Source organism: Stenotrophomonas sp. SMYL20, assembly GCF_036320045.1.
Classification (GTDB): Bacteria; Pseudomonadota; Gammaproteobacteria; order Xanthomonadales; family Xanthomonadaceae; genus Stenotrophomonas; species Stenotrophomonas maltophilia_A.
In genome coordinates, this window is the sequence record NZ_JAWIRT010000003.1 from 48,373 (window position 1) to 74,353 (window position 25,981).

Below are 25,981 nucleotides of genomic sequence, written 5' to 3' on the forward strand. Positions count from 1 at the left end.
AAATGGGGACGGAGGTTATTAAGTCGTTTGTGCACAACATGCCCCACAAACGACTTAATCCCCTCCGTCCCCTTTTTTGCTCAACGGTCGTTGAGAGTCTTCACCTTCAGCGCTTCGCGAAGGGTAACCAGATCCACCGGACCGCGCACCGCGATATCGCGGGTTTCGCCCGGCAGCAGGTCCAGCAGGTTGTCTTCGACCTGCACATCCAGCGCGCCGAAATCGATCCACGTCGCGCGCACATACGCCGCGCTTTCCAGCCGCAGGCGATAGTGGTCGCCCTCGATGCTCAAGGCAGCCTTCAGCTTCTGTCGGGGCAATACCTGGTCCTTCGCCTCGACGAAACCAACCACCTGGCGGGCACTCACCGCCCCGTTCTGCAGCAGTTCGAACACGGCCACCGTGCGCTTTGGATCGGCACCGGCCAGCAATTCGGCGTCGCGGAAATCACCGATCGAGGTGACACCGGCGGCAGCCAGCGACACCGCTTCCTCGCGGCGGCGAAGCACCTTGCCGTCTACATCCATCACCCGCAACCGCCAGCGTGCATCCAGCGCGGCACCGTCGTTGATCAGGCGCACCCGCGTGCTGCCCTCGTCGCGCAACGCCGCCACCGCCACCGGCGCGAAGAAACGCCGCGCGGCGAAGTGCAGCGCCTTCCAGCGACCGAAGTAGTCCACGCTGGACCATGAAGCACCTGGCCAGACGTCGTTGAGCTGCCAGTACAGCGAGCCCATCGTGTACGGCCGCGAGGCGCGATGATGCAGCGCCGCCAGTGCGATGCCATCGGCCTGCATCACCTGGCTGAGGTAGACGAAGTCCTCGAAGTCCTTCGGTGTGCCGTAGCCCAGTTCGATGTAATGCAGCAGGCGGCTGTTGCCCTCGCCGGCCATGAATTTCTGGTGCGCGCGGATCACCGGGCTGTCGATGCGCTGCTCGGCGCGGGTGGCGATCTGGTCCACCGTCGCCACCGACGGCCACGCCTGCAGCCCGTACTCGGACATGAAGCGCGGGGTCTCGCGCAGGTAGGCCTGCACCGGCAACGCCGGATTGCCCCAGACCTGCCAGTAGTGCTTGTCGCCACGCGTTGAATCGTTGGCCTTCTCGTCAAGGTCGTTGCTGGGCGAGCTGGACCAGTACGGCACGCCCAGCCCTTCCTCGCCCACCAGCTGACGCAGGTCGTTGCCGAACAGGTCGACGTAGCCCTGCCAGACCTTCGCCGCAAATGCCGGGTCAGCTGCCTTCAGGTCGCGGCCGTGACCCCAGTCCTTCCAGGCGGTTTCCTCCTCGTTGTTGCCACACCACAGCACGATGCTGGGGTGATGGCGCAGCCGGCGCACGTTGTCGCGCGCCTCGGCCACCACGCTGGTACGGAATGCCGGATCGTAGCCCGGCTGCATGCCGCCGCCGAACATGAAATCCTGCCAGACCAGCAGGCCCAGCTCGTCGGCGATGTCGAAGAACGCGTCGTCCTCGTAGTAGCCACCGCCCCAGTTGCGCAGCATGTTCATGTTGGCATCGCGCGCGGCGGTCAGCACCTGGCGCAGGCGTGCGGCATCGACGCGTGCGGGGAAGGCATCGAACGGAATGACGTTGGCGCCCTTGGCAAAGATCTCCACACCATTGATGACGAAGGCGAAGCCCTGCCCTCCCTTGCCGTCTTCCTCGCGGCGCAGTTCGACCGTGCGCAGGCCGATGCGCTGCTCGCGCGCCAGCGTTGCATCGCCGCCACCATCCAGGCGAGCCTTCACGGTGTAGCGATCCTGCGCACCATGGCCCACCGGCCACCAGCGCCGCGGCGTGGCCAGCTCAACCGGCAGCTCAACCGTATTCTGGCCCGGCTTCAGCAACACCGTGCGTTGCACCTGGGCCACGTTGCGGCCTTCCGGATCCTGCACATCCACAGTGACCATCGCAGAACCGGCAGTGCTGCCCTGCTCCACCTGCAGCAACACCGCCAGCTTCGCCTGCTCCGCGCTCAATGCATCGGTACGCACGGCAAGATCGGTCAGGCGGTGCGCGTCCCAGGCCTGCAGGTCGACCCCGCGCCAGACCCCGGCGGTGACATAACGCGGGCCCCAGTCCCAGCCGAAGTGGTAGGCCGGCTTGCGCGCGAAGTTGCCGACCATCGCCTCCTTCGGCTCATCGCCATAGGGCGACGGGTAATTGCCAGCGATCTTGTGCGGCATTGCCTGCACGCCCGGCAGCAGCGTGCGGATCGGTGAGCGGAACACGATCTGCAGTTCGTTGCCGTTCGCGCGCAGGCGCCCGTCCACACGTGCATGCCACGTGCGGTGCGCGTTGTCCGCGCGCAGCAGCGGCTTGCCGTTGAGGCTGACCTCGGCGTAGGTATCCAGCCCGTCGAAACGCAGCTCGGCATTCGGCTTGGCCAGCGTCGCCGCATCCACGTCAAAGCGGGCGCGGTACTCCCAGGCAGCCAGGCCGATCCATTGCAGCTCGGCCTCGGGTGCACCGACGTACGGATCGCGGATCAGCCCATGCGCCAGCAGGTCGGTGTGCACGCTGCCCGGCACCTTCGCCGCACGCCATTGCTGCAGGCCTGGACGCGCGGCGCCCTGCGCGTCGCCGGGCAGCATGCGGAATTCCCACTGCGCCTGCAGCGGGGCTGCGGCCACCGGGAAGGAGATGGCTGCAGTCAGCAGCAGGAGCAGACGGACAACGAGGGAAATGCGATGCACGTGGCGCTCCTGTTTTTCCGCCGGGCGTGACCCAGCGCTACCGATTTCGGATTGCCAGGCATGGCCTGGCACTACTGCATTCGAACGATCTTCAACGCACGACGTTCAACACTTCGTAGCACGCGCCCATGGTGTGGTAATCCACCTTGCCGGCAGGGCTTTTCTCGTCGCTGTACTTGCGGTTGTCGGCATCGAGGATGCGGAACCATGCACCGTACTGGTGGTCGACGAAGTGCTCCCACGAATACGCCCAGATGCGTTCGTACCACTGCCAGTAGCGGTCATCGTCGGTACGCTTGGCCATCAGCGCGGCGGTCGCCAGCGTTTCGGCCTGCACCCAGAAATACTTGTCGTCGTCGCAGACGAAGCTGTCGCCGCCGATCGGGGCGCCGTCCATACCGGGCTGCCGGCGCGATTCCGGTGCGAAGCCGTAGTACAGGCCACCACGGGTGTCGTCCCAACTGCGTGCGACGGCGACGTCGAACAGATGCTGCGCGGTCGGCACCAGCCAGTCGGCCTGCACGTGGCGATCGAGGATCAGCAGCAGTTTGGCCCACTCGGTCTGATGCCCCGGCTGGAAGCCCCACGGGCGGAACAGGTGCTTGGGATCGTCCAGGTTGTAGTCCCAGTCGATTTCCCAGTTCACATCGTAATGTTCCCAGACCAGGCCACCGGCCTTGGCGGCCTGGCGGCGGGTCATGTTGTCGGCCAGCTGCAGCGCGCGCTCGACATAGCGCTGCTCGCCACTGGCCTCGAACGCGGCCAGCATCGCTTCGCACATGTGCATGTTGGCATTCTGGCCGCGGTAGCCGGTGAAGTTCCACTGGCCATCGGCTTCGTCTTTATACAGGCCATGCTGCGGCTCCCAGAAGCGTGCTTCCAGCAGCTGCCAGGTCTCGTCCATCCAGTCGCGGGCCTGCTCGATGCCGGCCTTCAGTGCGCAGCTGTAGGCCAGCAGCACGAAGGCCACGCCGTAGCAGTGGTTCATGTCGTCCTCGACCTTGCCGTCGCGCAGGGTCCAGGCATAGCCGCCGGTGGCCGGATTGCGGTGCACCTCGCGCAGATAGCGCACGCCATGCTCGACAGCCTCCCGGTATTCGGCATTGCCGAACTCGCGGTAGGCCATCGCATAGTTGAAGACGAAGCGGGTGCTGCTCACCAGGTGGCGGTGGCTGGCATCGTAGATGCTGCCGTCATCACGGAAGTAGTGGAAGAAACCGCCGTCCGGATCGATGCAGCGCGGGTGGTAGAACGCCATCGTGTCGGCGATGTGCGCGCGCAGGAACGCGGGCGAACGGAAATCGGGCGAGGTGCTCATGCGGTAATGTCCTGGGCCTGCAGCAGCTGCTGCACTTCATCGAGCGAGGGCATCGCGGCGAACGCGCCCTTGCGGGTAACAGCCAGCGCACCCACGGCGGCACCGAAGCGCAGCGTGGCGGTGATCGCCTCCGGGTCCTGGCAGAACGCGGCAAAGCCTGCGCCCGCCCCACCACGCTCCAGCAGGCCGACCAGCACGCCACCGACGAAGGCATCGCCGGCGGCCGTGGTATCGACGGTGGCCACGCGGAAGCTGGTGACCGTGCCGTGGTTGTCGCGCGTGTACCAGTGCAGCGTGGCCGCACCATCGGTAACGATGACCCAGCGCGCCTGCGCGGCCAGAAGGCGCTTGAGCACCACTGACTCGCCATCGGCACCCAGCGGTGCCGCCAGGTAATCCAGCTCCTCGCGCGACAGCTTGACCAGGTCGGCGCGCTCCAGCGCCTGCCACAGGCGCGGCGTCGGATCTTCGTTGGCTGGCCACAGAGCCGGGCGCAGGTTGAGGTCCAGGCTGACCACCGCACCGGCCGCGCGCGCACGATCCATGCCGGCGAAGGTCGCCTCGGCGATGGCCGGCTCGGTCAGGCTGTTGGAACAGACGTGGAAGCACTGCGCGCTGTCGAGGCACTCCGCCTGGAAGTCACTGTCACGGAACAGCAGGTCAGCCGCCGGCGGGCGGTAGAAACTGAAGCTGCGCTCGCCACTGGCATCCAGCGCGACGAAGGCCAGCGCAGTCTTGGCGGCGTCGGTGCGCACGATGTAATCCGTGCCCACGCCGTGCTCGACCAGACTGTCGGCCAGGAAGTCACCGAACATGTCGCGGCCAAGCATGCCGACGAACTGGGTCTTCGCCCCCAGCCGCGCAGCCGCCACCGCGACGTTGGCCGGCGCACCGCCGGCGTACTGCAGGAACGCGCGCGGCGTGTCGGCCGAGGCCGGCGGCTGCGCTAGTAGATCGATCAAAATTTCGCCGAAGCAGACAATGGCACCCATTCCGGACTCAGCCTCCCTGCGTTGCGGAAGCCGGCGTACGCGCGCCGACCAGTCCGTAGAAAATGATGTAGCCGTAGCACAGCAGCGGCAGGATGAAGCTGGCCTGCACGCCGATGTGGTCGGCCAGCACGCCCTGCAGGTACGGCACCACGGCGCCGCCGACGATGGCCATGATCAGCAGGCTGGAACCCTTGTTGGTCAGCGGGCCCAGGCGCTCGATGCTCAGCGCGAAGATGGTCGGGAACATGATCGAGTTGAACAGGCCGATCGCCACCACCGAGTACAACGCGACGTTGCCGGAGGTCAGCATGGTCGTGGCCAGCAGGCCCACGTTGACGAGCGCGAAGATCGCCAGCAGACGGCTGGGCGAGAAGCGCGCCAGCAGCGCCGAGCCCGCAAAGCGGCCGATCATCGCCATCGTCCAGTAGGCCGACACGTAGTGCGTGGCTTCCTGTTCGCTGAAGCCGCCGATGCTCGGCATCGACAGATAGTTGACCAGGAAGCTGCCGATCGACACTTCGGCGCCGACGTAGAAGAAGATGCCCAGCACACCCAGCAACAGGTGGCGCTTGCGCAGCGCATCCAGATAGCTGTGGTGGTGGCCCTGGTCGGCCTGCTCGGTGGCGTCGCTCAGCGCCGGCAGGCGGAACAGGAACACGAACAGCGCCAGCAGCACCAGCGCCACTGCCAGGCCCACGTACGGGCCCTGCACGGCCTGCGCCTCGGCGGCGCGGTAGGCCAGCTGTTCGGCGGCCGGCAGCGCGTTCAGTTCATCGGCGCTCTTGACCGTGTTGGACAGGATCAGCATGCCGCCGAAAATCGGCGCAATGGCCGTGCCCAGCGAGTTCAGCGCCTGCGCCAGGGTCAGGCGGCTGGAGCTGGTCTGCTCTGGGCCCAGCAGCGCGACGTAGGGATTGGCAGCGACCTGCAGCACGGTAATGCCAGTGGCCAGCACGAACAGCGCGCCGAGGAAGGCGCCGTACACGCGCAGCTCGGCCGCCGGCCAGAAGCCCAGCGCGCCGATACCAGCGATCACCAGACCGGCAACGATGCCCTTCTTGTAACCCAGCGCCGCCACCAGCCGACCCGCTGGCAGCGACATCAGGAAATAGGTGCCGAAGAAGGTGAACTGCACCAGCATCGCCTTGGCATAGTTCAGCTCGAACACCGCCTTCAGGTGCGGGATCAGGATGTCATTGAGGCAGGTCAGGAAGCCCCACATGAAGAAGATCGTGGTGACGACAGCCAGCGCCTTGCCGTTGGTGACGGCAGGTGCGTTGCCCGAGGAACCCGATGGACGGGGCGTTGCGGAGATCGGCATGCGGTACGCGCCTCGATGCGCGGAAGGTCGTTGTTGCGTGGAAGGGGTGTAGGAAGGAAATCAGTTCGGTCGTGCGGCACTGCTTTCGCGGATGCGCAGCTGCACCGGCGCGACCGTGCGCCGTGGCGGCGCGTCCGGCTCGTCCAGTCGTTGCAGCAGCAGCGCGGCAGCTTGCCGGCCACGCTCGCGTGGGTCAGCGGTGAGCGTGGTCAACGGCGGCACCGCCACCGATGCCTCGGAAATATCATCGAATCCGGTAACGGCAAAGTCACCGCCCGGACGGATGCCACGCGAGTTCAAGCCCAGCATCAGACCCAGCGCGACGGTGTCGTTGTAGCAGACCGCTGCACTCGGGCGATGTCCGTCGGCAAACAGCTCATCGGTGCGCGCCGCAGCTTCCAGGCGGTTCGGCGCCGACTCGATCATCCAACCCGGCGGCAACGACAGCCCAGCCTCGGCCAGCGCCTGCTGGAAACCGGCACGGCGCTGGTGGCACGAACTGGACGCGGCGTGGCCGCCGAAGAAGGCGATCTGGCGATGGCCGCGCTCGATCAGGTGGCGCGTGGCCAGATAGGCGCCGTGCTGGTTGTCCAGGGTCAGGAAATCCCAGTCGGCCCCGTCCAGCTCGCGGTTGAACAGCAGCACGTTGGCATTGGCACCTAGTGCCTGCCGCAGCAGCGCGGTATCGCTGCCCTCGGCCGGCGACAGGATCAGGCCGGCCGGCGTGTGCTCCATCAACGTGGACAGCACCGCCTGCTGCCGCTCCGGCGATTCACCGGTACTGCCGAGCAGGGTTACGTAGCCACGCCCGCCGAGCGCCTCGTCCACGCCCGAAGCGAATTCGGCGAAGAACGGGTTGGACAGATCGTTGATTACCAGCGCGATGCTCGACGAGGTGCGACGGCGCAGGTTGGCCGCGGCGCGGTTGTAGACATAGCGCTGGCGGCGCAGTTCGGCCTCGACCTTGGCGCGGGTGTCGACGTTGACCAGCGGGCTGCCGCGCAGCACCAGCGACACGGTTGCCCGTGACACGCCGATGGCACGCGCGATGTCGGTCACCGTCACCGCCTTGCCGGCGCGCTTGCTGGGACTGCTGCCGTTGTCGTTCATCGTCTTCCCGGACTCCGCTGGATGCTCAAGCCTAATGGATCAGGGCCCTGTCGTGCCGTGCCGTTCGCTGGGTCACCGCGAACGGCACAGTCCGTCTCAGCGCAGCTGGCTACCCGGTGCCGCACACCAGGACACCGGCAGGTCCTTCACCGCCGTGCCCCAGCCCTGCTCCGGCGCCTTCGCATCGAGCGCGAACTGCAGGCGCGGGCCCTGCTGCAGCTGGTTCCAATCCAGCCACACCGGCGCATGCGCCTGGCCATCGACCTTCACACCCTGCACGTACTGCAGGCGTCGGCCATCGGCACCCGGCGCATCGATGCGCAGGGTGCGGCCATTGCCCATGTCCACTTCCACCTTGCTGAAACGCGGGGTGTGCAGCAGGAACTGGCCGCTGCCGGGCACCGCCGGATACACGCCGATGGCACTGAACAGGTACCAGGCCGACATCGTGCCGAGGTCATCATTGCCGGTCACGCCATTCGGGGCATTGGTGAACAACTGCTGCGCGGCACGCACCACGGCGGCGGTCTTCCACGGCTGGCCGATCAGCGTGTACAGCCACGGCGAGTGCAGGTCCGGCTCGTTGTTCGGGTTGTAGCGGAACTGGTTGTAGTAGCTGTACGGCCCGACCACCCACTCCTTGCGGGCTGCATTGAGCGGGTCGGCCTGCAGCGCGTCCATCGCGAAGAACGCATCGAGGCGGCGGCCAGCCTGTTCGCGGCCATCCATCGCTTCGACCAGGCCCGGCACGTCCTGCTGCGCCAGCCACTGATACTGCCACGCCGTCCCCTCATGGAAACCATGGTGCGAGCGCGGGCTGTAATGGCCATCGGCCGGCGTGTACCACTGGCCGTCCTCGGTACGCGGGCGCGGGAAACCGGTGAAGCCGGTCTCGGCATCGCGCACCTGCGGGTCCCACACCTTGCGCCAGTTGCGGCCGCGCTCACGCAGCGTCGCCGCGTCCTGCGCGTGGCCGAGGCCATCGGCCATCTGCGAAAGCGCACAGTCGGCCAGCGCGTATTCCAAGGTGGCCGAACCACCGTGGTGCGGATCGACGTCCATGCCCTTGGATGGGAACGCACGGTCGTAGACCACGTAGCCCTTGTCCAGGTAGGTCGGGTTGCCGGAACGGCCGGCCATGCGCGAGTTCAGCGGAGGAGTACCGAACGCGTTGCGGCGCAGCGCATCCCACGCCTGCGATTCACGGCCCTTGAGCGCACCGAAGCGCCACAGGTCGACCATGAACGGCGTGACTGGATCGCCGGTCATGATGTTGGTCTCGAAGTTGGCATAGCCCCAGCGCGGCAGCCAGCCACCCTGCTCGTCGATCGCCAGCAGGGTACGGCCGATGTCACGCGCCACGTCCGGGCGGGTCAGTGCCAGCCACTGGTTCTGCGCGCGGTAGGTATCCCACAGCGAGAAATACTCGTAGTAGGTCCAGCCGTCAGCACGGTGGATGCCATCGTCATAGCCGCGGTAGCGGCCGTCGGCATCGTTGCCGGTCATCGGCTGCAGCAGCGCGTGGTAGGCCGCGCTGTAGAACACGGTGCGGTCATCGGCCGTACCGCCCTGCACACGTACCCGCCCCAGCTGCTCACGCCACGACTGCTGGGACAGTGCGCGCATGCGGTCGAAACCGAGAAGCGCCCCACCCTGCATGCCGTCTGCGCGCAGATTGATGCGCGCGCCTTCGGCGTCCACATGCGAGATCGCGCTGACCGCCGTCACCGACTGGCCCTTGGCCAGGTCGAAGCTGAGCCAGGCGCCGTTCGGCTTCTGCTCGCCTTCCATGCTGTGGCGCGCACCCGGCAGGCCACCGCCTTCGCCCCAGGTACCGTGTGCCTTGAACGGGCGGTCGAACTCGATGCGGAACCAGGTGGTGTACTGATGGCCGCCGCAGAAACTCTTGGTGACCAGCTTGCCTTCCACCACGCGGTCGCCGACCACATCGACCACGCTGCCGATCACCGAGTGGCGCTCATTGGCCTGGCCGACGTTGACCAGCACGTGGCCATCCCCACTGCGCTGGCTGAAGGTGTAGCGCTCGGCCGCGGCACGCGTACGCGCGGTGGTCTCGGCGTCGATGCCGCCGTAGCTGGTCAGCCGCACCTTGTAATAGCCCGCCTGGCCAATCTCGCCGTCATGCGTGTACGACGCGGCATAGGCCTTGTGGTCAAACTTCTTCGCGTTGCCGGTATCGAAATCGCCGCCGGGACCGATCGAACCGGTCACCGGCAGCACCGACACCTGGCCACCCTGCTCCCAGCAACCTGCGCCGGAGATGAAGGAGTGGCCGAAACCGCGGATCTTCTCGTCGTCGTAGCGCCAGCCCGAATAGTGGCTGCCGATCGGGCTGACCTGGATCAGGCCGAACGGTGCCGACGCGCCCGGGAACGTGTTGCCGTCGTCCTTGCTGCCGATGAAGGTGTTGACCTCGCGCTCCAGCGCAGCCGGCGCGGCCTGCAGCAGCATCGGCACTGACGACAGTGCGAGCAGGCAGGCCAGGCGCAGCAGCGGGTGCGAGGACACTGGGACGGCGGGAGCGGACGGCACTGGACGCATGTCGGGTTCCTGTAGTCGATGAGGCGGAGGCAGACGGCCGGGGCCGTCCGGCATCGTTCCGCTGAGTCCCGCCACAACTGGCAGAGAGCTCCCCCTGGAATGACGCCAGACCCACCAGACCGTGGATTTAGATCGATTCAAGTAGAGCATGCAGGTTCAGCCGAATGCATTCTGCGGCGCAGCATGAGAGGGGGTGTTCGGCAGGGCTGCGCCCTGCACCCGCTCCGAGCTGGAGCAACAGCAACAGCAGAAGCCGGTTTCCTGTGGGGAGTCGGGGTGGGTCCGGTTGCGGGGGACGCTGCAAGTACGTCCATGTAAGCTCGGTCGCCGCATCCATGCGGCTCACGCCCCCTCAACCGGACCCATCCCGCCTTCGACAGATTCCCGCGATCTGTAGATCCACGCCGTGCGTGGATGAATCTCTATCAGATATCGAGATCAATCGGGATCAGATCCGTTTTCCAACGGAAAACGGATCTGACCGCATGACCTCGCGTGATTCCAAGACCTATCCAACCGTCACCAGGAAACTGTCGGGGGTGGGGCGATGTGGGCTGGCAGGACCGTTGGCGCCATGGATGGCGCCATCGAGCCCCCAGGGGTGAGGGCGCTTTGCTTGCGAAGCACTGCTTCGCAAGCGCCCGAACGCACAGCCGCCAGCGGCTGGGCCGGTCTGGGGGTTTACGGCGTGTCCTGCCAGCCCACACCGCCCCGCCAAACCAGCAGAAACCCAGAGCCGCTTTGGCTTTGGCTTTGGCTGTTGCCGGCCAGCGGCCGGCACTACAGCAGGTGCAGGGCGCAGCCCTGCCGCCCCACCCTCCCCTGCGCACGAAAACGATTTCACTGATTTCAGCAAACCGTCATGCCTTCGCCACGCCAGTACCATATTGCGGAGCAGCATGCGCCCGCGGGCGACCCATGCTAAAAAACGCCCGCCCATCGCTTAGATCGATCCAAGAACGACACTGCGATGGCCGGGAGTTGGGGGAGCAGCAACAGGACGTACCAGGCCACGCGCACGGTGCTACTGCCACTGCATGGCAATAGCGACAATGTCACTTCAAATTAGATCGATTCAAGTTGTCCGTGCCACGTCACCGGATCAATCCAGGAGAGAGGGAGAGATGGGAATGAAGCATTCAACACGTACGCATGGCCAGGACGCACTGGCGCTGGCCATCGCGCTGGCCTTGGCCGCCGCCGTCATTCCGGCTGGCGCCGCCGCGCAGCAGGCCGCTTCCACCGGCTCGCAGGAAGCCACCAACCTGGACAGCGTCCAGGTCACCGGCTACCGCTACGCCATTGAAAAGAGCCTTGAGCAGAAGCGCGACGCCAACGCCGTGGTCGAAGTGATCACCGCCGAAGACGTCGGCAAGTTCCCCGACAAGAACGTCGCCGACGCACTGCAGCGCGTGCCCGGCGTGGTCATCACCCGCAGTGGCGGCGAAGGCAAGAGCGTCAGCGTGCGTGGCCTGGCACCCGACCTGACCCTGACCCAGTTGAACGGCAACTACGTGGCCACGTCGGAAACCAACGACGAAGCCACCCGTTCGTTCAACTACACCCTGTTGCCGTCGAACATGCTGTCCAGCGCCGAGCTGTTCAAGTCGCCGGAAGCACGCATCGATGAAGGCGGCATCGGCGGCACGGTCATCCTGCACACCCGTCGCCCGCTGGACATGGAATCCAACTCGGGCTTCGTCACGCTCGAGGGCACCTCCTCCGATACCCACCACGATATCGACCCGCAGGCCTCGGCCCTGTATTCGTGGCACAGCAAGGACGAGCGTTTCGGCGTGCTGATCGGCGTGACGCAGCAGAAGCGCACGACCCGCACCATGGAAGCCAGCACCGAGGACTACCAGTGGTATGGCGCCGGCAAGGCGCGCGACGCCTATGGCAACGTGCAGGCGCAGGATGGCATCCACTACTGGTGGGGCAAGTCCGGTTTCAACAACCAGACCGGCGGCAACTACAGCGATTTCTTCATGCCGACCTCGGTCAACTTCGCAGTGAAGGAAGAGAAGCGCGAGCGCAAGGGCGGCCAGCTGACCTTCCAGTTCAAGCCGGTCGACAACGTCACGATGACGGCCAACTACTTCCGCTTCGAGCTGCAGGGTGACTACACCCAGAACATGCTGAAGATTCCGGAATGGAGCATGGCCCGCTTCAACGGCGATGGAAACTGGGCCGGCGGCCGCCTGCTCAACGGCCTGGATTTCGATCCCAGCGGCAACACCGTTACCGGCGCCCAGTTCGAAAAGCTGGCTGGAAAGACCTACTACTGCAGCGAAGACCAGGCCAAGGCCGCTGGCCTCAAGCCCGGCGGCTGGGGCCCGGACGACTGCACGGTTCCGACGCCGCAGCTGACCGGTGGCTACAGCAAGGAAAAGGCACTCTCGCAGACCGCTGACCTGACCATCGACTGGGACATCAGCCCGCTGTGGAAGGCCTCGTTCACCGGTGGCCGCACCTGGTCCGAAGGTGGTCCGTCGATGAACTTCCGGATGTCGGCCAAGCCGCGCCGCAAGGTCGGCAACGATTACCTGTCGGGCAACCTGTACAGCGCCTGGGACCTGACCGGTACGCCGTCGGCCACCTTCTCGCCCGACCTGCAGCAGCAGCTGATGAACGGCATCGCCGAAGTCGACACCGGCTCGACCGATTCGTCGTGGAAGCGCACCGAGGTCAAGCAGAACTACTTCCAGGCCGACGTCACCAAGCTGTTCGAGTCCGGCTGGCTGGACTCGATCCAGTTCGGCGCCAAGTACCGTGACGGCAAGGTCCATCGCAATACCGGCAACACCTACTGGGTGTGCCCGGGCCGCGACCCGGCCGACTATGACAACAGCCGCTACCAGAGTGGCTGCGATCCGACTGCGGGCGACGCGCAGCCGGGCTTCTTCCTGTCCAATCCGATCAACAACATCGCGGGCGGCTTCAATGCCAACGTGTTCCCGGGCATCAACTACCCGGCCTACATCGATTACCTGAACAAGACCTACGGTGGTTCTCACAACCGCACCGAGGAAGACTTCGTCTACAACGTCAACGAGAAGATCTACTCGGGCTACTTCCAGGCCAACTTCCGCACCGAACGCGTGCGCGGCAATGTCGGCGTGCGCGTGGTGCGCACCAAGCAGTTCGCGCAGTCCTCCGACTCGATCGAGAAGTTCAACGACTACTTCCTGGACAACGCGTCCGGCGCACCGATGGCGTGCACCGATCCGGCCGCTGCGGCCTACCCGACCTACAGCTGCGAGAGCGGCTTCGTGCGCCTGCCGCACGATCTGGCGCAGAGCAAGACCTACAGCCTGATCGGCGTGGATCGCACCTACACTGACGTACTGCCGAGTTTCAATATCGCCTGGGACATCACCGACACGCTGGTGCTGCGTGGTGCCGCATCGAAGGTGATCGCCCGCCCCGGCTACACCGACATCGCAGCACCGGGCGCACTGAGCTATTACAGCGAAGAGTACGTCAATGATCGCCGCGTTGCCGGTGGCGCATCGACCGCAGGCTGGGTCGGCCAGGGCAGCAACAAGCAGCTGGAACCGTTCAAGGCCACCCAGTTCGACCTGGGCCTGGAGTGGTACTTCCAGCCGGGCGCGGTCGCCGGCGTCGGCCTGTTCCGCAAGAACGTGGACAACTTCACCCTGCCGGTGGTGCGCGACACGCCGATGGTCATCAACGGTGAAGCGGTGAACGTGCAGCGCTACGAGACCCAGGCCAATGGCCGCGATGGTGTCTCGCAGGGCGTCGAGCTGTATGGCCAGTACACGTTCGATTTCGGCTTCGGCGTGCAGGCCAACTACACCTACAACGACACCAACCTGGCTTCCATTGTTCTGGACGGTCAGGAAATCGGCTCCTCGCCACTGGTCGGCAGCGCCAAGAACCAGGCCAACGTGACGGTGTTCTACGAGAACGAGAAGTTCCTCGCGCGCGCCTCGTTCAACCGTCGCGGCCAGGTGGTCGGTGGGCTCAACAATGGCCTCACCGTCTACACCGAGCCGTATGACCAGCTGGATCTGAACGTGGCCTACAACCTGACCCCGGACTGGACCCTGACCGCCTCGGTGATCAATGCCACCAAGTCCGAGCAGCGCGTGCACCTGGGCAGCGACACCAAGGCACGCCTGATCTCCAATACCTACGCAGGCCGCCAGCTGTACTTCGGCGCTACCTGGAAGTTCTAAGGCAACACCGGGTTGCCCGGGCCTGCTCCGGTGCAACCCCACGCCCCGCCCTGGCGGGGACGTTCCTCCACGGCAGCCACGCTGGTACAGGTGGCTGCCGTTTTCATTGGTGCTTTGTCTTCGGTTCAGCCCAGCGCTTGACCCTGCCAATGTTGGAAGGTGCACACTGGCGCCACCCCAAGAGCACCGAAGGAGCTACAGATGGAATTCCACGTGGAAGGCATGACCTGCGGCGGCTGCGCACGCAGCGTGACCAAGGCGATCGAGCTGGTCGATCCGCAGGCCAGCGTGCAGGCAGATCCGGCCAGCCGTCGCGTGCAGGTGCAGACCTCGGCCAGCGAAGCGCAGATCGTGGCGGCACTGACCGATGCCGGCTTCCCGCCGCGCACGTCCTGATTCCCTGCCCTGCGCCTGCAACGAAAAACCCGCCCGGTGCAGCTGCACCGGGCGGGTTTCTTCATGCATGCAACGCCAGGTCAGTGCTTGTGCGTGCGGCGCCGTACTGCACCGGTCTTCGCGGTCTCCGGCGGTGCCAGGGTCTCTTCGTCTTCGCCCAGCCGCTGCAGGATCGGGCATTCCGGGCGCTCATCGCCCGCACAGCAGCTGATCAACGACTTCAGCGTGTCGGCCATCTGCCGCATGCTTTCGATACGCTGCTCCAGGTCGGCGATGTGCTGTTCGGCAAGATGCTTGACGTCGGCACTGTGCCGCGAGGTGTCGTTCCACAGGCCGAGCAGATCGGTGATCTCGGCCACCTGGAAGCCAAGATCGCGCGCCCGCCGAATGAAGCGCAGGCGGTGGATGTCCGCCTGCGAATATGCCCGGTAGCCGGACTCGGTGCGATCGGCCGCAGGAATCAGGCCGATCTGTTCGTAGTAGCGGATCATCTTCGCCGAAACGCTGGACGCCTTGGCGGCTTCACCGATGTTCATGCGGTTCTCCTTCAGTGGCTCGCAGCGGGGGCATCCGCCATCGGCGGCTGGAAGCGGCGCAAGCGCAGTGCGTTGCCCAGCACGAACACGCTGGACAGCGCCATCGCACCGGCGGCGAACACCGGCGACAGCAGCACACCCCATACCGGGTACAGCACGCCGGCCGCTACCGGAATCAATGCGGTGTTGTAGGCGAAGGCCCAGAACAGGTTCTGCCGGATGTTGCCCAGCGTCGCCTTCGACAGCGCGATGGCATTCGGCACACCCTGCAGGTTGCCCGACATCAGCACCACATCGGCCGACTCCACCGCGATATCGGTGCCGGTGCCGATGGCCAGGCCGACATCGGCCTCGGCCAGCGCCGGCGCATCGTTGATGCCGTCACCAACGAAGGCGACATGGCCGTGCGTGGCCTTCAAGCGACGCACCGCTTCGACCTTGCCTTCCGGCAGCACCTCGGCAACGACTTCATCGATACCCAGCTGGCGTGCGATCGCCTGCGCGGTGCCGGCATTGTCGCCGGTGATCATCGCCACCTTCAGGCCCAGCTGGTGCAGTGCCGCGATCGCGGCCGGCGTGCTCGGCTTGATCGGATCGGATACTGCGATGATCGCTGCCAGGCGTCCATCGATGGCCGCGTACAACGGCGACTTGCCCTGCGCGCCGAGTTCGGCCGCCAGCGCCGCAAATGCAGTGATGTCCACGCCCAGGTCGCGCATGAAGCGATCAGCACCGACCTCCACCCGTGCGCCCTCCACGCTGGCGCGTACACCCATACCGGTGACCGATTCGAAGTCGACCATGGCCGGCAATGCGATGCCCTGCTCGGTGGCTGCATCGACAATGGCGCGGGCGATCGGATGCTCCGAACGTGATTCCACGGTGGCGACGGCGGCCAGCACTGTGGCGCGATCAAAGCCGTCGGCGATCTCCAGGTCGGTCAGGCGCGGGCGGCCTTCGGTCAGCGTGCCGGTCTTGTCCACCGCCACCACCTGCGCGTCCTTCAGCAACTGCAGTGCTTCACCCTTGCGGAACAGCACGCCCATCTCGGCGCCACGACCGGTTCCGACCATGATCGACGTCGGCGTGGCCAGGCCCATTGCACACGGGCAGGCGATGATCAGTACCGCCACCGCATTGACCAGCGCGAAGCTCAGCGCCGGCGATGGGCCGAAGATCAACCAGACCGCGAAGGTCGCCAGTGCGGCCAGCATCACCGCCGGCACGAACCACAGGGTGACCTTGTCGACCACCGCCTGGATCGGCAGCTTCGAGCCCTGTGCCTGTTCGACCATGCGGATGATCTGCGCCAGCATGGTCTGCGCGCCCACCGCCGTGGCACGCACGGTCAATGCACCTTTCTGGTTGACCGTGCCGCCGACCACGCTGCTGCCCGGCTGCTTCTCGACCGGAATCGGTTCGCCACTGATCATCGACTCGTCGATGTAGCTGCGCCCCTCGATCACCTCGCCATCGACCGGCACGCGCTCGCCCGGGCGCACTTCCACCACATCGCCGCTCAGAACCTCGTTGACCGGGATCTCGATCGTGCGGCCGTCACGGATCACATGCGCGACCTTGGCCTGCAGGTTGACCAGCCGCTTGATCGCCTCCGAGGTACGGCCCTTCGCGCGCGCCTCAAGGAAGCGGCCGAGCAGGATCAGCGCGACGATCACCGCCGCTGCTTCGTAGTAGACGTTCACCGTGCCCGGCGGCAGCAACCGCGGTGCAAAGGTCGCCACCACCGAGTAACCGAACGCTGCGGCGGTACCCACCGCCACCAGCGAGTTCATGTCCGGCGCCAGCCGCAGCAGTGCCGGGAAACCCTTCTGGTAGAAACGGCGGCCGGGAATGGCCAGCACCAGCAGGGTCAGTACGAACTGCAGGTACCAGCTGGCCTGCATGCCGAGGGTGGCCATCACCCATTCGTGCATGCCGGGAATCAGGTGCGAACCCATTTCCAGCACGAACACCGGAAGTGCAAGTGCGGTGGCCACGATCAGGTCGCGTTTCAGTTCGGCGCGCTCGGCATCCTTCTTTTCCGCCGCTTCGTCATCGGATTGAACGCCTGCTTCGATGGCACGGGCGGCATAACCGACCTTGTCGATGGCCGCTACCAGCGCATCCACAGCGGCCACGCCGCGTACCGTGGCGCGTTCGGTGGCCAGGTTGACATTGGCCTGGCTGACGCCCGGTACCGCCAGCAGCGCGCGCTCGACGCGACCGACGCAGGAGGCACAGGTCATGCCCTCCACTGCCAGCTCGATGGTGCCGGCCGGCACGTCATAGCCCACCCGCTCCACCGCCTGGATCAGCGCGGCGCGATCGACCGGACCGGACGGGCGGATATCCGCGCGCTCGGTGGCCAGATTGACCGAAACACTGCCGACGCCCTCGACCTTGGACAGCGCCGCTTCGACACGGCCGACGCAGCTGGCGCAGGTCATGCCCTCGATGGGCAGGCTGATGGTGGACGGGCTTGCGGGGACTGCAGTGGCGCGGGGCGTGCTCATGATCGGATTCCCGGGGTTCCTTCTGGATGCGGACAGGCTAAACCTTTCCATCGTGGGAAGGTCAAATCCAGCCACCCCGTCCAGCCGGTAGCGCCGGGCCATGCCCGGCGTACCGCCCGCAATCCACCTCAGAAGGTGAACACGTACTCCAACGCGAACTCGCGGCCAACCGCGCCGAGCAGGCGGGTCGGAGCGAAATCGTAGTCCAGCTTGTACGGGTCCTTGTGGTTCCAGCTGGCCGAGTTGAACGCGTTGTTGACGTAGACATTGACCTTGGCGTGCTCGGTCACCTGGTAGCCCACGTTGAAGTTCCAGGTGATGAACGGCCCGACCCGCCCGTAGTAGCGCGCCGTCTGCTGGCCGGCATTGGGATTCGGATTCGGCGAGCCGTCCGGACGCGTGGCCGGCTCCAGGCAGTTGAGCGACGGGCTGTCGCTGGGCACGTAACCATCGGCGAACGGCAGGCAGCCGCCAGGATTGTTCAGGCGATCGGTGCCCCAGTGGTAGCGCACGCCCGGCACCGAACCGATGCGATCGGCATAGACGTTGGCATTCCAGTTGCCACGCTGCCAGGCAAGGCTCGCGCGCAGCTTGCTGCGCAGGTCGCGGTCACGACGCTCCGGGTTCGGATCGTTGGCGTAGCGCTGCTCCTTGGTCGAGATCTGGTTGGTGTAGTTCAGGCCGAGCTGGAAGCTGCCCCACTGCGCGGTTTCCAGGCGATAGCGCGCGGTCAGGTCGATGCCGCGCACTTCGCGGCTGGCCAGGTTGAACGGGCCGCGCTCGATCGATACCAGGCGGCCGTTGCTGTCACGGTTCACGCGGGCCAGGATGCCGGCGCAATACTCGCCACCGGCCGGATTGGCCCACGGCGTACCGTCCATGTTCTTGCCGGTCAGGCAGCCCGCTTCGCTGGCCAGCACCTCGTCGGCGCCAACGTCGACGATCATGTCTTCCAGCTTGATTGCCCAGTAGTCGGCACTGACCGACAGATTGGGCATCACGTCCCAGACGAAACCGACCGTCCACGAATCACCGGTCTCCGAGCGCAGCAGCGGCGTGCCACGCCGGTTCACGTCGAACGTGTACCAGACATCGGTATTGCCCACGCCACAGTTGTTGACCAGGTACGCGCCGCTCTGGATGCAACGCAGGCGGTCATAGGTCTGCACTTCGGAGCTGCTGGGCTGGCCCAGCAGGTAGTGCATGTCCGGCGCATGGAAGCTGGTGGCATAGGAGCCACGCACCAGCAGCGACTCCACCGGGCGCCATTCCAGGCCGACATTCCAGGTGGTCTCCTTCTGGCTGCCGATGTCCAGCGCTTCGCCGCTGTTGTCAGCCTTGTAGCTGCCATAGCGGTCATAGCGCGCGGCCGCAGTGGCGGTCACGCTTTCCAGCAGCGGGATCTTGAACTCGACGCCGGCCGAATAGCGGGTACGCTCGCCGCCACCGCGATCGACGTTCTGCAGGTCGAAGTCGATGCCGGCGCGCGGATCCGGACTGAGGTGATAGCCCTGCTGCGCGACTTCGGCCACCGCCGCGAACGAGATCGGGCCGGCCCAGCCCTGGAACAGCTCGCCGGTGATGTCCGCCGAAGCCTGATTGACCCATGAGGACGCACGGTTCTTCGCCACGGTGCCCATCTGCCAGTACTGATCCGGCGTCAGCGGGTTCCACCAGCGCGATTCGTTCAACGCATAGATCGCCTCGCCGTCGGCGGTAGTGCCCAGCTTCGGGCCGAGGAAGTAGTCGTACGACTTCTGCTTGTCGACCACGTTCTGCCGTTCTTCCACGCGGTAATAGGAACGCCCCACCGTGGCGCTCCAGTCGAAGCGATCGGCCAGGCGACCACGCAGGCCCGCACTCCAGTCCCAGGACAGTTCGCGGTTGGTGTTGCGCAGCGTATCCAGGCCGCCCACCTCGTTCGGGGTGAACTGGCGCACGCCGAGGATCGGACGGTTGCGGTTGGCATCCCAGTAGTAGCCGTTGTCATCGTCGATCAGCGACACGCCGGGCGGATTGGTGCCCCAGATCGCTTCGGAGCGGTACACCGCCAGGTTGGTCCAGGCCTGCAGGTCATTGCTGAAATCGAAGGTGGCATACAGGTTGCCGGACACGTTCTCGGCACCGCCGGTGAGCAGCCAGTTGGCGTAGTCGGCGCTCATGCCGCACAGGCGGCCGGTGTTGGTGATGGTGTTGGCGGCGTAGTTGTAGACCAGGCGATCGGCGGTGTAGTACTCGCCATCGAACTTCTCGCAGGTGCCGGTGGGCGGCGCCAGGCGCTGGCCGGTGGTGGGATCGATCAGCGCCAGGCCGGCGGTGGGACGGAAGCCGACCTTGCGTTGTTCCATGTTCCAGGACGGGTACGGCGCATCGTCGGCATCGTCCATCTGCGGACGGTCACGTCCGAACAGCGGATCGCGCTTGGTGTACTGCAGCGCGTAGGTCACGCTCCAGTTGTCGCCGGTCTTGCCGCCGGCCCAGGACAGGTCCCAGGTATCGCGACCGCCTTCGGTGGAGGTGCCGCCGCGCACGCGCACTTCGTCGCCGTCGTAGTTCGTCTTCAGGATGACGTTGACCACGCCGGCGATCGCATCCGAGCCATAGATGGCCGAGGCGCCACCGGTCAGCACTTCGATGCGCTCCACCGCGGCAGCGGGAATGTTGCCGTAGTTGGAGAAGTTGGTTTCGCCACCGTAGGGCAGCGGGTAGTCGGCCACGCGGCGGCCGTTGACCAGCAGCAGCGAGCGGTTCGGGCCCATCCCGCGCAGGTTCAGGCCGCTGGCATTGGGCGTATGCGAGCCCCACTGCGAGGCCGCCTCGACGGTGCCGGTGGCTTCAGTGAGTGTCTTCAGCGCGTCGTACACGCTGACGAAGCCTTCCTTCTGGATCTGTGCGGCAGTGATCACGTTGACCGGCGCCGGACCTTCGACGCTGGCGCGCTTGATGCGCGAACCGGTGACGGTGACCGCGTCGAGATCCTTGGTGGACGAGTTGGCGGCCTCCTGCGCGCTGGCCGCCAGGGGCAACAGGGCCAGGACCAAGGCCTGGGACAGCAGGTGACGACGCTTGCGGACGATCTGAGCCATGGGTGGTTGCTCTTCGAAAGTGTGGACGCACGGACGGGTGGTGGCGCGGCACTACGGCTGATCCGGGCACCTGGATCGGTTCAAGACCGATACGGCGCCCTCCCCTGTGGATCGATCCAAACTAAAGCACAGCTGAACCACGCCCGGCATGCGGCGACGCAGCAACACGTGGCGTAATGCCGTTATCGGCTGCAGGTATCCAAAACAATCAACGGGTTGCGAAACATCGCTGAGAAGACGGCGCACACGTCAATGACACGATCGCGACAATCGTGCGCGGAACTATTTTGTCCGTGGCGGGCCGGCGTACGGGGTCGGATCCCCTCACGGAAGGGCTCTGACCCGACTGCGTCCAGATGGGGTCAGAGCCCTTCTGCGAAGGGATCCGACCCGGGACTTGCGATCAGGCGTCCAGCGCCTGCCGCAGCGCGGCTACGGTGGCGGTTGCGGTCTGGCTCCAGTCCGGGTCCAGTCCGCGCAGCGCCGGGTTCTGGAACTGCATGGCCGAGCGGCGCAGGCCCTTGGCCGAGGCGTGCAGTTCGGTGCAGCCGGTCTGCCTTGCCACGGTAGCGATGTTGCCCGGTGCCAATCCGGCACCAGCCATCACCGTAATGCGGCCCGCTGCCTGGGTAACGAGGCCTGCCAGCACATCGGCACCGGCCTCGGCGCTGACCTGGCCACCCGAGGTCAGCACGCGCTGGCAACCCAGCCCGATCACCTGCTCGAGCGCCGCCGGCAGATCGCGGGCAGCGTCGAAGGCGCGATGGAAGGTCACCTGCAACGGCCCGGCAGCCTGCACCAGCTCGCGGCACAGCGCCACGTCGATCCCGCCCTGTACATCCAGCGCGCCGATCACCACGCCATCGCAGCCCAGCGCACGGCACTGCGCGATGTCACGCAGCATCAGTTCGGTTTCCAGTGCGTCGTAGTGGAAGTCGCCCGGGCGTGGCCGCACCAGCACGAACAGCGGAATCGACAGGCGTTCGCGGGCGATCGCGATGCTGGCGAACGACGGCGTGGTGCCGCCCTCGGCCAGGTTGTCGAACAGCTCGATGCGGTCGGCGCCGCCGGCCTGTGCCGCCAGCGCCGAAGCCAGCGAGTTGCTGGCGATCTCCAGGGTGAGCCGCGTGCTCACGCCTGGGTGCTCGTGTAGATCGATGGCGAATCACGCAGGTCATCCTGGCGCTGCGCATCGCAGACCGCGTAGACGAAGCCGCGATGCAACGCGTAGGCGCCCACCTCGCCCTGCTTGTTCATGGCCAGGAAGCACACCTGCAGTGTCTTGCTCGCTTCGGGGCGCTTGCGCACCACGCGGTCGATCGCTTCGCGGCAGGCCTGCGCCGGCGAGCGTCCCTGGCGCATCAGCTCGACCACCAGGAACGAGGCCGCGTTGCGGATCATCTCCTCACCCACGCCCGAGGCAGTGGCCGCGCCCACGTCGTTGTCGACATACAGGCCGGCACCGATGATCGGACTGTCGCCAACGCGACCGTGCAGTTTCCAGGCCATGCCGCTGGTGGTGCAGGCACCGGCCAGATGGCCCTTGGCATCCAGTGCCAGCATGCCGATGGTGTCGTGGTTGTCGCTGTTGCCGGGAATACCACGGCGCTCGGCGTTGATCTGCGGCCGGTACTTTTCGGTCTTCAGCCACTCGCGCCAGGCCGCTTCAGCCTGCGGCGTCAGCAGGTGCTTGCGCTCGAAACCCTGCTGCACTGCGAACTGCTGCGCGCCCTCGCCCACCAGCAGCACGTGCGGGCTGTTCTCCATGACTTTGCGCGCCACCGACACCGGATGCAGGATGTCGACCAGCGCAGCCACTGCACCGCAACGGCCATCGCCGTCCATGATGCTCGCGTCCAGGCTCAGCACGCCGTCGCGATCCGGGTTGCCACAATGGCCGACGGTGGGGTTGCACAGCTCGCTCTCGGCCCAGCGTGCACCCGCCTCCACCGCATCCAGCGCGCTGCCACCCTGTGCCAGCACCTTCCATGCGGCCTGGTTGGCCGGCACGCCGAAGTCCCAGGTGGAAACCACCCTGGCCCCCCCCTGCGTGCGCGCATGCACGCCCGGCAATGCCGCCATGCCTGCGGCCAGTGCACCGGCCTGCAGGAACTGCCTGCGATCCACCATCTTCCCCTCCCAGTCTGCAATGCATGGCCGGCCCGATGCCGGCCCTGCCGATCAGTCGTGCGTGGGTTGCCGCGCTGCGTGCCAGACCGCTGCACCGAGCACGCCCAGCTGGCCGTGCTCCACCCGCCATACCGGCACCTGGCGCAGCACCTCGGTCAGCACGCCCTTGTTGAGGAAGCGCTCACGGAAGCGGCCATCGGCCAGGAAATCCTGCACATGCGCGGAAATGCCCCCGGCCAGGTATACCGAGCGCGCGCCGACGGCGATCGCCGCGTCGCCGGCCAGGCTGCCCAGCCAGGCACAGAACACCTGCAACGTTTCCACAGCAAGCGCGTCCTCGCCACTGCGCGCGGCGCCGATCAGTGCCTCGGTGCTGGTCCACACCGGGGTGACGCCGCGCAGTTCGCACAGGCACGGATACAGGTTCATCAGGCCGCTGCCGGACAGCACTCGCTCGTTGTCCACGTGCGGCCAGCGCTGCAGCAGTTTGCCCAGCACCTGCAGTTCCAGCGCGTTGCCGGCGCCGAGCGCGGCATGGCCGATCTCGCTGGCCAGCACCGGGCGCTCGCCATCGGCGAAACGCAGCGCGGCACCCAGGCCGGTACCGGCACCCAGCACCAGCGCCGGGAAGGCCTGCGCCGGATCGGCGTCGCCATTCAGTGGAACCAGGGTTTCCGGCTGCAGGTACGGGATAGCCAGCGCCACCGCTTCGAAATCATTGATCAGCTGCAGTTCGCGCAGGCCGGACTGTTCGCGCGTGGTCGACAGCGAGACTGTCCACGGCAGGTTCGAGTTGATCAGCACATCGCCATCGAGCAGGCCGGCGATGGCGACCACCGCGGTCTGCACCGGCTGGCCAAGGCCTGCGGTGAAATCGGCCAGGATCGCGGCCAGGCTGGGATGCTCGGCGCAGGCATAGGTGCGATGGCTGCCCAGCAGCGGCGCGTGGCCGGGTTGGGTCTCAGCCAAGGCCAGGCGGGCGAAGGTGCCGCCGACATCGGCAACGACCAGATGGCGCGGAAGACCGCCGCGGGCGGAGTCGGAGGAAACCGGGGACGCTGCTGCGATGGTCACGCTGGCCTGCTTGGATCGATTGAATCGCCCCGATTCTCAGGCATCGGGGCGGCTTTGCCTAGCACGCCGATGGTTCAGGTTGGCCTACATGCCTTCCTGTTCGGCCACCTGCACACCATCCACCAGCACGCGCAGGCGCTGCGGGCGGAAGCCGGCAAACAGCAGTGGCCGGGTGCGCTCGACCAGCACTTCGTGGCCGGCGATGTGGCGCAGCCACGACTGTACCAGCGAGAACGAGAAGTGGGTGCCCGGATGCAGCGGGTGTTGCACCCAGACCTTCTCGGTAGCGCTCTGCAGCAGCATCGCGCCGGTGAACCAGTGGCGGCTGAGGGTCACCGGCGTAGTGCCGGCCATGAAGCGGATATCCATGCGGGGTCCTTTCGCGTTGGGCAGCGACGCCCTTGGATCAGGGCTGGGCAGTCTGCAGGCTGTAGCTGGTGGTGGCGGTGAACACTGCACCATCAGGCTGGGTGGATCGTACCTCGACCTTGTGGCTGCCCACGGCCAGATCGGTCGGCAACGCGCCGCGCCACAGGTGCGGCGATGCAGTGGCCTCCGGCGAACGGTCGTAGCCACGCAGGCTGCTGGCCAGATCATCGGCCACGTTCTCCACCATCAGGCGCGGATCGGGCTGGCTGACCTGCTTCATCGGCTGCCAGGCGCCGCCATCCACGCGGTACTCGACCACGCTCGCGTCCTCGCCCATGTAGACGTTGGCATAGATGCCCCAGGCCGGGTAGGCGCCCTGGCGCAGCACCTTGGGTGCATGCAGGCCGATCTGCTCGCTGGCCGGCTGGCCGGCCACGCGGTACTGCAGGCGATAGCTGCCGTTGCCGGCCACGTCGAGCAATGCATAGCCCTTCGGCGTGCCGTCGCTCATGGTGCTGTCCGGCACGCCGGCGGCATTCTTGACGCCCGACCAGAACGCACCACAGTTGGCACCGACGTTGTATTCGTGCAGCGGCTTGTCGCCGTTCCAGCCCTCGGCCTTGCCGTGGTAGACGTGCTGCTGGGTGTGGCTGTGGCCGCTGAGCACCAGCACGTTGCGGAAGTCCTTCAGCAGATCGAACAGGCGCTGGCGGTCGGCGTGACGGAAGGTCTCGCGCCCCGGCGCCGCGTCGAACAACGGGATGTGCATGCCCAGCACCAGCAGGCGGTCCTTGTGCAGGCCCTTCAGGTAACTGGCAAGGAAGGCGAACTGGTCCTCGCGCAGGCCGCCGATGTACTTCGGCTTGGCCTTGGGGTCGTAGACCACGTCGTCCAGGAACACGAAGCTGGCGCCACCCTCTTCCACCGCATAGGTGTCCGGGCCGTAGATGTTGCGCCAGCTGTCCAGCGAGTGTTCGTCGCTGGCCGCATCGAAGTCGAGATCGTGGTTGCCCGGCACGTGGAACCACGGCACACCGAGCTCGGTGGTGACCTTGTTGATCGCCGGGTACAGGGTCAGGTCGTCGTTGACGATGTCACCCAGGGTGGTGCCCATGCGCGCCCTGGTCTGGCCAACCAGCGGCGCCACGATCGACTGCTGGTAGTAGCCGATGTCCTTCAGGCTGGCGGTCTGCGAATCGGTGAACACCAGCATCTGGAAACCACGGCGGCTGTCATGGCGATCCGACTGCAGGGCGAAATCCCAGTTGCGGGTGACGTCGCTGGTCGCGGCGATGCCACCGTACTTCAGTGCCGGTGAACCGTTCGGGCGGTAGTGGCGCCAGAACGAAGGCAGGCCGTCGGTGGCCTTCGGGAAGGCGTACGCATCAGGCTTGATCACAAATACGGTCTGGCCGTCGCGCACCGGCAGGCTGTAGCTGCCGTCGGCGGCGGTCTTGACGATGGCCTCGCCGTTGGAGACCTGCACCCCGGCCAGGCCCGGATCGGTCGCACCGCGCCCGGGTTTGCCGTCGCGCTCCAGGTAGACCTTGCCGCTGACCACGGTATCCGCGGCCCAGGCCGGCGAGGTCAGCAACAGGCAGCACAGCCAGGCGGCAGGCAGTTTCATGGGCGGTCCGGGAAAGAAAGACCGCCTATTGTAGATTCCGTTGATG

16 protein-coding genes are annotated in these 25,981 nt (G+C 66.2%); 2 read left to right on the forward strand and 14 right to left on the reverse strand.

The genetic code is table 11. The features are described from left to right. Window positions 1-80: 80 nt before the first annotated feature. The 6 genes from V3B48_RS03055 to V3B48_RS03080 form a co-directional block, all read right to left on the reverse strand. Complete coding sequence (locus tag V3B48_RS03055) at window positions 81-2,699, reverse strand: glycoside hydrolase family 2 protein (protein WP_329893143.1); 2,619 nt, start codon at window positions 2,697-2,699, stop codon at window positions 81-83. 91 nt (window positions 2,700-2,790) lie between these two features. Then, window positions 2,791-4,017: an AGE family epimerase/isomerase gene (locus V3B48_RS03060; RefSeq protein ID WP_329893144.1), complete on the reverse strand. Its 1,227-nt coding sequence runs from the start codon at window positions 4,015-4,017 to the stop codon at window positions 2,791-2,793. Further along, window positions 4,014-5,009, reverse strand: coding sequence for a carbohydrate kinase (locus V3B48_RS03065; protein ID WP_329893145.1), 996 nt, complete (start codon window positions 5,007-5,009; stop codon window positions 4,014-4,016). The genes V3B48_RS03060 and V3B48_RS03065 overlap by 4 nt, the downstream gene beginning before the upstream one ends. Before the next feature lie 7 nt (window positions 5,010-5,016). Beyond that, window positions 5,017-6,330: an L-fucose:H+ symporter permease gene (gene fucP, locus V3B48_RS03070; RefSeq protein WP_012510899.1), complete on the reverse strand. Its 1,314-nt coding sequence runs from the start codon at window positions 6,328-6,330 to the stop codon at window positions 5,017-5,019. A 60-nt stretch (window positions 6,331-6,390) separates the two neighbouring features. Further along, window positions 6,391-7,440, reverse strand: a complete 1,050-nt coding sequence (locus V3B48_RS03075) for a LacI family DNA-binding transcriptional regulator (protein ID WP_049424705.1) — start codon at window positions 7,438-7,440, stop codon at window positions 6,391-6,393. 96 nt (window positions 7,441-7,536) lie between these two features. After that, window positions 7,537-9,912: a GH92 family glycosyl hydrolase gene (locus tag V3B48_RS03080; RefSeq protein ID WP_329893233.1), complete on the reverse strand. Its 2,376-nt coding sequence runs from the start codon at window positions 9,910-9,912 to the stop codon at window positions 7,537-7,539. Between the two features lie 1,214 nt (window positions 9,913-11,126). Here V3B48_RS03080 and V3B48_RS03085 point away from each other — a divergent pair. Both V3B48_RS03085 and V3B48_RS03090 read left to right on the forward strand, forming a co-directional pair. Continuing rightward, window positions 11,127-14,204, forward strand: coding sequence for a TonB-dependent receptor (locus tag V3B48_RS03085; RefSeq protein ID WP_125892809.1), 3,078 nt, complete (start codon window positions 11,127-11,129; stop codon window positions 14,202-14,204). Window positions 14,205-14,405: 201 nt separating this feature from the next. Next, window positions 14,406-14,600, forward strand: a complete 195-nt coding sequence (locus V3B48_RS03090; RefSeq protein ID WP_329893146.1) for a heavy-metal-associated domain-containing protein — start codon at window positions 14,406-14,408, stop codon at window positions 14,598-14,600. Window positions 14,601-14,680: 80 nt separating this feature from the next. Here the strand turns inward: V3B48_RS03090 and cueR are convergent, their stop codons facing one another. From cueR to V3B48_RS03130, 8 genes are all read right to left on the reverse strand, one after another. Continuing rightward, complete coding sequence (gene cueR / locus V3B48_RS03095) at window positions 14,681-15,136, reverse strand: Cu(I)-responsive transcriptional regulator (RefSeq protein WP_032129957.1); 456 nt, start codon at window positions 15,134-15,136, stop codon at window positions 14,681-14,683. A gap of 11 nt (window positions 15,137-15,147) precedes the next feature. Further along, on the reverse strand, window positions 15,148-17,649 hold the full coding sequence (locus V3B48_RS03100) for a heavy metal translocating P-type ATPase (protein ID WP_329893147.1): 2,502 nt from the start codon (window positions 17,647-17,649) through the stop codon (window positions 15,148-15,150). Between the two features lie 128 nt (window positions 17,650-17,777). Continuing rightward, window positions 17,778-20,735 carry a TonB-dependent receptor gene (locus tag V3B48_RS03105; RefSeq protein WP_329893148.1) on the reverse strand — a complete coding sequence of 986 codons (2,958 nt, stop codon included), beginning with the start codon at window positions 20,733-20,735 and terminating at the stop codon, window positions 17,778-17,780. Window positions 20,736-21,138: 403 nt separating this feature from the next. Next, complete coding sequence (locus V3B48_RS03110) at window positions 21,139-21,870, reverse strand: copper homeostasis protein CutC (protein ID WP_032129954.1); 732 nt, start codon at window positions 21,868-21,870, stop codon at window positions 21,139-21,141. Further along, window positions 21,867-22,865 carry a N(4)-(beta-N-acetylglucosaminyl)-L-asparaginase gene (locus tag V3B48_RS03115; protein WP_329893149.1) on the reverse strand — a complete coding sequence of 333 codons (999 nt, stop codon included), beginning with the start codon at window positions 22,863-22,865 and terminating at the stop codon, window positions 21,867-21,869. Before V3B48_RS03115 ends, V3B48_RS03110 begins: the two co-directional genes overlap by 4 nt. Window positions 22,866-22,916: 51 nt before the next feature. Then, window positions 22,917-23,939 carry a glucokinase family protein gene (locus V3B48_RS03120; protein WP_049462013.1) on the reverse strand — a complete coding sequence of 341 codons (1,023 nt, stop codon included), beginning with the start codon at window positions 23,937-23,939 and terminating at the stop codon, window positions 22,917-22,919. 84 nt (window positions 23,940-24,023) lie between these two features. Then, window positions 24,024-24,308, reverse strand: a complete 285-nt coding sequence (locus V3B48_RS03125) for a hypothetical protein (RefSeq protein WP_005409434.1) — start codon at window positions 24,306-24,308, stop codon at window positions 24,024-24,026. Between the two features lie 37 nt (window positions 24,309-24,345). Next, window positions 24,346-25,935, reverse strand: coding sequence for a calcineurin-like phosphoesterase family protein (locus tag V3B48_RS03130; protein WP_329893150.1), 1,590 nt, complete (start codon window positions 25,933-25,935; stop codon window positions 24,346-24,348). Between the last annotated feature and the right edge of the window lie 46 nt (window positions 25,936-25,981).

Coding starts and splice junctions, on each gene's coding strand:
- V3B48_RS03100 (WP_329893147.1), bottom strand. CDS start 17,649: ATGAGCACGCCCCGCGCCACTGCAGTCCCCGCAAGCCCGTCCACCATC.
- V3B48_RS03075 (WP_049424705.1), bottom strand. CDS start 7,440: ATGAACGACAACGGCAGCAGTCCCAGCAAGCGCGCCGGCAAGGCGGTG.
- V3B48_RS03090 (WP_329893146.1), top strand. CDS start 14,406: ATGGAATTCCACGTGGAAGGCATGACCTGCGGCGGCTGCGCACGCAGC.
- V3B48_RS03115 (WP_329893149.1), bottom strand. CDS start 22,865: ATGGTGGATCGCAGGCAGTTCCTGCAGGCCGGTGCACTGGCCGCAGGC.
- V3B48_RS03105 (WP_329893148.1), bottom strand. CDS start 20,735: ATGGCTCAGATCGTCCGCAAGCGTCGTCACCTGCTGTCCCAGGCCTTG.
- fucP (WP_012510899.1), bottom strand. CDS start 6,330: ATGCCGATCTCCGCAACGCCCCGTCCATCGGGTTCCTCGGGCAACGCA.
- V3B48_RS03125 (WP_005409434.1), bottom strand. CDS start 24,308: ATGGATATCCGCTTCATGGCCGGCACTACGCCGGTGACCCTCAGCCGC.
- V3B48_RS03085 (WP_125892809.1), top strand. CDS start 11,127: ATGGGAATGAAGCATTCAACACGTACGCATGGCCAGGACGCACTGGCG.
- cueR (WP_032129957.1), bottom strand. CDS start 15,136: ATGAACATCGGTGAAGCCGCCAAGGCGTCCAGCGTTTCGGCGAAGATG.
- V3B48_RS03080 (WP_329893233.1), bottom strand. CDS start 9,912: ATGCTGCTGCAGGCCGCGCCGGCTGCGCTGGAGCGCGAGGTCAACACC.
- V3B48_RS03060 (WP_329893144.1), bottom strand. CDS start 4,017: ATGAGCACCTCGCCCGATTTCCGTTCGCCCGCGTTCCTGCGCGCGCAC.
- V3B48_RS03065 (WP_329893145.1), bottom strand. CDS start 5,009: ATGGGTGCCATTGTCTGCTTCGGCGAAATTTTGATCGATCTACTAGCG.
- V3B48_RS03130 (WP_329893150.1), bottom strand. CDS start 25,935: ATGAAACTGCCTGCCGCCTGGCTGTGCTGCCTGTTGCTGACCTCGCCG.